Genomic DNA, 538 nt, shown 5'->3' on the forward strand with positions numbered 1-538 from the left:
TGTACTCAGTCAGTAGGTTGTTTGCACCTGCTGATGGGGGGTTTGCCTCCGAGGCTGCCGTGTGGCCGGTGGTTGTTGTAGAAGTTTAGCCATGGTTGCAGGGCGTCGGTCCGGGCTTGGTTCGAGGTGAAGGGTTGCCGGTAGGCCCAGCCTTCTTGGAGGGTGCGGTTGAAGCGTTCTGCTTTGCCGTTCTGCCAGGGATGGCGGGGTTTGATCAGAATGTGTTTAGCTCCCAGCTCGGCCAAAGTTTCTTGGAAATCGCGGGAGAGCCGGTAGGCGAAGGCGTTATCAGTCATGACCCGTCGCACGGGGGCCCCGTTGGCTGCCATGGCGGCCGCTGCCCTGGTGAGGAAGCCGGCGCAGGTCGGGCCTTTCTCGTCCGGCAGGACCTCGGCGTAGGCGAAACGGGTGTAGTCGTCCACGGCGACGTGGACGTAGTCGAAGCCGACCTTCTGAGGTGATTTGCGGTGGTTTGAGCGGCTTTGCGCCGGGTCGGCCCGCCAACCGCCGCCGTCCGGGATCCGGCCTAGTTTCTTGA

Annotated in this window: 1 protein-coding gene; it reads right to left on the reverse strand. The window is 62.8% G+C overall.

All coding sequences use genetic code 11. The features are described 5' to 3' along the window. Positions 1-5: 5 nt before the first annotated feature. The coding region (locus tag AC3IMC_RS20430; RefSeq protein WP_490920725.1) for an integrase core domain-containing protein at positions 6-538 on the reverse strand (533 nt) is incomplete at its 5' end.

The organism is Arthrobacter sp. E70 (genome assembly GCF_058266945.1).